Origin of the sequence: Acrocarpospora corrugata (genome assembly GCF_009687845.1) — a bacterium.
Classification (GTDB): domain Bacteria; phylum Actinomycetota; class Actinomycetes; order Streptosporangiales; family Streptosporangiaceae; genus Acrocarpospora; species Acrocarpospora corrugata.
This window is the reverse complement of sequence record NZ_BLAD01000096.1, coordinates 42,144-48,841: the sequence shown is the minus strand read 5'-3', so window position 1 is coordinate 48,841 and position 6,698 is coordinate 42,144. Positions and strand designations below refer to the sequence as shown.

Sequence of the window (6,698 nt, the reverse complement as noted above, 5' to 3'; positions counted from 1 at the left end):
CAACAAGGGTGGGTGGGTGGGAGAGCCACCTAGACGCGGAGCATCGGGGGGTGGAGTAGGACTGCTGGGCCGCGGCGGTAGAGCATTGCGGGGCGGCCGCCGTCTCGGGTTGTGGTTCGGCCGGTGGGGATTAGGAAGCCCTCGGTTTTGGTGACCTTGCGGTGGAAGTTACGGGGGTCGAGTGGGCGGCCCCAGACGATTTCGTAGACGCGGCGGAGTTCGGCCACGGTGAACTCCTCGGGGCAGAATGCGGCTCCCAGTGAGGTGTACTCCAGTTTGGCTCGGGCGCGCTCGATCCCGTCGAGGACGATCCGCCGGTGGTCGAAGGCCATCGCCGTCAGGGACGCGACCGCCTGCCAGCTCATGTGGGCCTCGGTCGAGGCCGGCAGGTCGGGGGCCAGGCCGAGGTAGGCGACGCTCACCACTCGCTGCCGAGGATCCCGATCCGGATACCCATAAGTCTGGAGCTGCTCCAGATGCACCGGCGCCCCGGGCAGCCCGGCCCGTTCGGCCAGCACTCGGGCGGCGGCCGCGGGAAGGTCCTCCTCCAGCTGAATAAACCCACCCGACAAAGCCCACAAATCGTCATAAGGCGCACGATCCCGGCGCCACACCAGTGCGCTCAGCTGCTGGAACCGCACGGTGAGCACCACGAGATCCACGCTGACGGGAATACGCGGGACCATGGCAGGCACGTTACACGCTGAGTGGATCACTCGTGCCTATAGTAGACAGGCTCGGCCGCCTTACGCCCGTCCGCCGAGGTGACCTCGACCCGGACCCACGTGTCGTCGGGCACGGATTCCCAGTCGACGGGAATCCAGATCCGCCCGACGGCCTTGGGCAGATCCGGCATCGGACTGCCGTCGAACCAGCCGACCGTCGCCGCGTCCACCACCCGGGGCGTCTCCAGCCCTTCCCAGCTCAGCGTGACCTTGGCGTCCTGCACGTGGTAGCCCCGGATCTCCAGCCCATCCTGGATCTGCCGCTGCACCCGCACCGCCTGGATGGCGACCGGCCGATCCCAGTCCTTCGCGATCTCCTCCGACAGCGACGGCGACCCACAGGTGTAGAAGTCGGTCCACATATAGGAAATGATCTTCGACACGTAGGGCCCGGCGAGCGTGACCGCCGTGTCCATCCGGGGCTTGTCCGTGCGCCCCCGCGACCCCTGCGTGCCACACCGTTCGGTCGCCGACGGCTCGAAGGATTCCACGTTCGCCCACAGCTGGACCTTGATGCCCTCGTCCAGGAGTTCCTTCCGGGCTTCGGACATCTCGCGGTAGTAGTCGCGGGTTCCGCCGTAGTAGGCGGTGTTGTACGTGCTCTCCCCCACCACTGGCTTCAACCGCTCATCCACCGGCTTGTTCTTCCAGTTCGGCCAGAACAGCCCGACCTTGCCGGTCCCCCGGCTGTCCTGCGGCGCGATGATCCCGACCCCGGTCCTGGCCAGCGCCTTGAACCCACTGGCCACCTGCTTCGGCGTGGAGGTGTACTCCACCCGCCGCCGCGCGTCCAGGTAGGGACTCACCAGGATGGGTTTGCCCGGCAGCTCCTGCTCCACGATCCGATGCTGCTCCGCGTACACCTGAAGGGTCGGCACGTTCTCCGGTTCGGCCCAGTCCCGGATCTGTAACTCGAATGGCTGGTACACACCCCCGAGCGACTCCCGCCGCGCGTGCCGGTCACCGTAGTCCTGCAGAATCCGCCGCGTCAGCGTGGTCAGCGTCCCGACATGCCGCGGATTCGCCCGGGTCGCCCCGGCCGGATCCCGCGGCGCCAGCGGTAACGCGGGGAAGACCCGGATCCCGAAGCGGTCGCCCAGGTCGAGCAGCTCGGTCAGGCTGTCGGTGGCCCCGGCCGACACCAGGATCAGGTGATAGCCCGAACCCTTCGAGGAGAAGTCGCAGGTCGAGTCGTCGGAGCCGTCCTCGGAGGCGATCAGGCGGTAGAACACCTTGTCGCCGATCACGATCTTGCGTTCCATCGACGGGCACCGGAACACCCCGGGCCCGTACTGCTCATCGGTCCGGTAGACGAAGTTCCAAGTGATCCGGTTACCGGGGTTCGCGGCCTTCAGATCGTTCTCGGCGGCTTTCGCACAGGGGATCCCGTTCTCCACGCAGAACGCGTACCGCTTGTCGGGCAGCGGGTCCTTACCCTCGGCGGTGACCTGGTCGAGGATGTTGCCGTCGGCGTTGACCTGGCGCGGCGATAGCCCGAAGCCGATCCGGACCACGGTGTCGCCGCCCACGTGGTGGATGGCCTCCAGCTGCCGCCGCCAGTTGCACCGGTCCGCGGTGGGCAGGATCCAGTACCCGGTGATCGAGTACGGCGTCGTCACATTGGTGTCGAACGTTCCACACGGATCGGTGAATTCGTTCGTCTCAACCGACGCGCTCGGCTTCGGCGAGGACGGCGCGGTGTTGCCCACGTTCGCGGCCCGGGTCTCCGGCTCGTTGAGCGCGAACACGACGGACGCGACACCGCCGAGAATCGCGACGCCCAGGATCAGAGCCAGCCAACGCAAACCGTCACCCCTGACATATTCGGCATTTAAGACACTAAGGCCTGACGCCTGCCCATGCTTCGAGCTGGGCCACGAACCGGCGGGCCGAGTTGGGCCAGTGATGGTTGGCTCGGGCCGCGGCGTACCCACGGGCACCCGCGCCGCGCCGCTCGTCGGTGTTGTCGCGGAGGGACAGCACCGCCTTCGCGACCGCCTGCGGGTCCTGCCAGGGCACGACCATGCCGCTCTGGTAACGCTCCACCAGTTCCACCGCCCGGGGGGAAGGCGTCGTGATCACTGGTATTCCGTGCGCCATGTACTCCACGATCTTCGTGGGCATGGAGTGCCGGTAGTTGGGTTCGTCGTGCAGCAGGGAGAGTCCGGCGAGCGCGCCGTCGAGCCGCTTGAGCGCCTCGTCGTTCGGCATGAAGTCCCGCCATTCGAGCAGGCCGTCCTCGACCGCGCCGGCCAGCAGCGGGCGACTCTGCGGATCGGCGTATCCGATCAGCTCGACCGCCACCCGGTGCGGGCGCAGCAGCCGCGCCACCTCGACGGCCTCGCGGACGCCGCGCGCCTCCGACAGCCAGCCCAGGTAGACCACCCGGTCGTCGCCGGGGGTGCTGACGCTGTCCGGCACCCAGGTCTCGTTCGGCACGACCAGGTGCGCCTGCCGGAACCGGCCCGCGTAGGCGGTCTCGGCCAGCAACAGGTGCAGGTGGCGCTCCGCCGTACCCTCAAGCAGCCGGGCCAGGAACCGGGTCGGCGGGCGCAGGAACGCGGGCAGCCAGGGCTTCAGCGACAGCGTCGCGGGGGTGTCCTCGTGCACGTCCCAGACGACCGGCGGCCGGTTGCGCACGCCCGCCACCGCGAACAGCAGCTCCGGGTCGTGCACCAGGCACAGGTCGACCTTGCCGCGCATGCTCTTGAACAGCTGCCGGGCGGCCCGCACGGCCGTCACCCGCCGCCGCTCGGCCGCGCGCGGCAGGTCCACGCCGGTCACCCACGGCCGGGGCACGACCCCGCGCGCCGTGTACGGCGCCGCGTACGTGACCTCATGACCGGCGTCGACGAGGGCCCGAATCTGCCGGTGCAGGATCCGGGCGTCCTCGGGGTGATGGACCACCGTCATGACGAGCACGTGCACGCGTCAGGCCTCCCTACAGCCGCTCGACGCGTTCGCTCGTGGCGAGCACGCCACGAGTGTCGAGCACCAGACGCCCCTGGCGTTCGACCAGGTCCAGGTCGAACGCGGCGTGCTGCTGCAGCAGCACGGTCACGTCCGCGGCCGCGATGGCCGCGCCCAGATCCTCTTCGCGGGGGATCTGCGTGCCCTCCACCGACCACGCGGGCACGTGCGGGTCGCAGAACGAGAGCTCGGCGCCGAGTTCCAGCAGCGCCTCGGCGACCGGGATGGCGGGCGTCTCCCGCTCGTCGGCGATGTCCGGCTTGTACGTCACCCCGAGCAGCAGCACCTTCGACCCGTTGACAGGCTTGCGATGCCGGTTCAGCAGCCGCTGCACCCGCGCGACCACATACGACGGCATCCGCTCGTTGATCTCCTGCGCCAGCTCCACGAACCGGAACGGATACCCGAGCTTGCGCACCGTATACGACAGATAGGACGGATCTACCGGAATACAGTGCCCGCCGACACCCGGCCCCGGCAGGAACTTCTGGAATCCGAACGGCTTGGTGGCCGCCGCCTCGATGGACTCCCAGAGATCCACCCCGAGCTCGTCACAGAAGATCGCCATCTCGTTCACGAGCGCGATGTTGACGTGCCGGTAGGTGTTCTCCAGCAGCTTGGCCATCTCGGCCTCGCGGGTGCCGCTGACCGTGACGACCCGCTCGATGAACCGCGAGTAGAAGGATTCGGCGCGGTCCCGGCAGGGGCGCGTGAATCCGCCCACCACCTTGGGAGTGTTCCGCAGGCCGAATTTGGTGTTGCCCGGGTCGATCCGCTCCGGCGAGAACGCCAGGTGGAAGTCGGTGCCGGCGACCAGCCCCGACTGTTCCAGGATCGGGCGGGCCACCTCGTCGGTGGTGCCCGGCCAGGTCGTCGATTCGAGCACGACCAGGGTGCCGGCGCGCAGGTGCGCGGCGACGGTGGCGGTGGCTCCTTCGACGGCGGACAGGTCCGGACGATGGTCCTCGTCCAGCGGCGTCGGCACGCAGATCACGATCGTCGAGGACTCGGCCAGCACCGTCGGGTCCAGCGTGGCCGTGAAGCCGTTGCCGAGCATGCCGTCGAGGTCGGCGTCCGTCAGGTCGTCGATGTACGACCTGCCCGCGTTGAGCGCGTCCACCTTGCGGGGGTCGACGTCGAGCCCGGCCACGGTCAAGCCGGCCGCGATGGCCTCCTTGGCCAGCGGCATGCCCACGTAGCCCAATCCGATGATCGTGAGATCGAAGCGGGTCACGATGAGACCTGGGAGCGGGAACAACACTTCATGGTCGCAAAGGCTATCTCAACTCGGCACCAAGGATGCCTGATGCACCACATCCGGCCTCTTCGGTGGAACTCACTTGCTGGCGATCGATTCGTAAATTTCACGATAGGTCTTGGCGAGACTGCTCCAGGTCCTTTTTGCGGCAACTTCTGCGCGTCCGGCTTCGCCCATGATCCGCCGCCGCTCCGGGTCCTCCCGGAGCTCGGCGATGGCCTTGGCGAGCTCCTCCGGGCTCTCCGGCTTCACCAGCAGACCGGCGCCGTCGGAGCCGACCAGTTCCGACAGTGCGGGCAGGTCACTCAGCACGACCGGTTTGCCCAGCGCCATCGCCTCGACCGGCTTCAGCGGCGTCACCAGACGGGTGACGCGCAGATCGTCGCGAGGGCAGATGAAGATGTCGATGGCCGCTTGGGCCTGTAGGGCCTCCTCAGGCCCGACGCGTCCCGGCAGCAAACAGATGTCACCTATACCGAGTTTGTCCACCTGCTGGAGCAACGCGGGGCGTTCGGCGCCGTCGCCGACGATCAGCACCCGGACCGGCGTGCCCTGAGCCTTCAGGATCGCGGCGGCGCTCAGCAGCGTGGCGAAGCCCTCGTAGCCGACGATGCTGGACACCGACCCGACCACGATCTCGTCGTCCCGGATGCCGTACTCCCGGCGCAGCGTGTAACCGTCATAGGCCGCAGTCAGCAGGCTGTCGTCCACCGCGTTCGGGGCCAGAAAGATCCGCTCCCGGGGCACGCCGCGCTCCAGGATCTCGGTGACCATGGTCTCGGCCAGCGTGACCACGGCGTCCGCGGAGCGCATGATGTGCGCCTCGCGCTCCTTCTGGAGCAGGTGCCGCTCGCTGCCGATCCGCCTGGGATCCCGCGAGGTCCAGGTCTCTTCCAGGAAGCCGCGCACCTCGTAGACGAACGGGGTGCTGGTCCGCTCCCGGACGGCCAGCGCGACCGAGCCGTTGCGGTGGTCGGTGGCGGCGTGCAGGACCTGCGGGCGCAGCTGCCTGACCAGTTCGGTCACGTCCGCCGCGCCGCGGATCATGCGGCCGCGGCTCTCGTACGGCACGTCGCCGCTGGGCAGCAGCCGCCGGTAGGGGATCCCGTCGATCTCGTCGAACGGCGTCGCGTCGGTGTGGCCCTGCAGCATCGGCCAGCCCCAGCTGGTCACCACGTGCGGATCGAGCCCGGCCGCCAGCTGCGCGGTGACGATCCGGTGGGTCCGCACCGTATACCCCGCCTGCGTGTACGGCAGGGCGTTGGTCACCATGTGCAGCACCCGCCCCGGCACCCGATCGCCCATGATCACTTTGGCCTTGGGCGGAATCGGATCCTTGCCGATCGCGGCCAGTTCGCCCTCGTAGTAGGCGATCCGCCGGCGGATGAACGGCCACCGGGTGTGCGGCTGGAGCACCTCCACGGCCTTGCTGATCCGCCCGGCCTCCCAGTGCGCCTTGGCCGCTTCGAGCGGTCCGTCGGCCATCCGGCGAACGATCTTCCGGATCGTGACCCGCGCGTACCGCGCCACCGGCCAGGCCACCCGGCCCACCAGGGGCCGCATCCGGGCCGGCATGGCGTCAGCGGCGGCCTGGGCCACCCGCATGGGATCCGACTTGACCTTGCCCACCACGATGCGCGACACGATCACGGGATTCTTCACGAATCCCCGCAGAAGTCCACCCACCCCGGCCCTCGCGGTCTTGGCGGACACCTTCGTTGGCTTGTTGGCCTCGCTTACCACGG

The 6,698-nt window shown here is 68.7% G+C and carries 5 protein-coding genes; all 5 read right to left on the bottom strand.

The window, feature by feature from the left end; translation table 11 throughout:
• Window positions 1–29 precede the first annotated feature (29 nt).
• On the bottom strand, window positions 30–686 hold the full coding sequence (locus Acor_RS36275; RefSeq protein ID WP_155341296.1) for an NUDIX hydrolase: 657 nt from the start codon (window positions 684–686) through the stop codon (window positions 30–32).
• A 26-nt stretch (window positions 687–712) separates the two neighbouring features.
• Complete coding sequence (locus Acor_RS36270) at window positions 713–2,530, bottom strand: DUF4434 domain-containing protein (protein WP_155341295.1); 1,818 nt, start codon at window positions 2,528–2,530, stop codon at window positions 713–715.
• Window positions 2,531–2,564: 34 nt separating this feature from the next.
• Window positions 2,565–3,653, bottom strand: coding sequence for a glycosyltransferase (locus tag Acor_RS36265; RefSeq protein WP_174876245.1), 1,089 nt, complete (start codon window positions 3,651–3,653; stop codon window positions 2,565–2,567).
• Window positions 3,654–3,666: 13 nt separating this feature from the next.
• Window positions 3,667–4,929 (bottom strand): nucleotide sugar dehydrogenase, encoded by a 1,263-nt coding sequence (locus Acor_RS36260; protein WP_155341294.1) that lies wholly within the window; start codon window positions 4,927–4,929, stop codon window positions 3,667–3,669.
• A gap of 102 nt (window positions 4,930–5,031) precedes the next feature.
• A complete protein-coding gene (locus Acor_RS36255) occupies window positions 5,032–6,615 on the bottom strand; it encodes a glycosyltransferase family 4 protein (protein ID WP_246239598.1) in 1,584 nt (527 codons plus the stop codon).
• Window positions 6,616–6,698 lie beyond the last annotated feature (83 nt).